Source organism: Photorhabdus africana (assembly GCF_035181445.1).
Taxonomy (GTDB): Bacteria; Pseudomonadota; Gammaproteobacteria; order Enterobacterales; family Enterobacteriaceae; genus Photorhabdus; species Photorhabdus laumondii.
In genome coordinates this window covers 1-223 of record NZ_JAXBVE010000303.1, presented here as the reverse complement: position 1 = coordinate 223, position 223 = coordinate 1, and the positions used below count along the sequence as shown (strand labels likewise).

Annotated in this window: 1 protein-coding gene; it reads right to left on the bottom strand. The window is 50.7% G+C overall.

The features are described from left to right. The coding region (locus SLS51_RS23860; RefSeq protein WP_323840924.1) for a secretin N-terminal domain-containing protein at positions 1-223 on the bottom strand (223 nt) is incomplete at both ends.

Here is a 223-nt window from a genome sequence, read left to right as displayed (position 1 = left end):
GGAGCTTGACAACCAGAACCGGCCACGCTCGGGCGTCAACATATTCTCGACTGTCTTACGGATGTCTTCGTATAAATCACTGTTCAGATCAACCGTCGTTTTCTGTGAAGAGCTGGCCTCCCCAGAGACAGAATTGTTGACATTACCACTGCCTCCTGATGTCCCCATACTACTGGTTGAACCTGAGGCAACACTGGCATTACTGCTGGTACGGGTGTTGAGA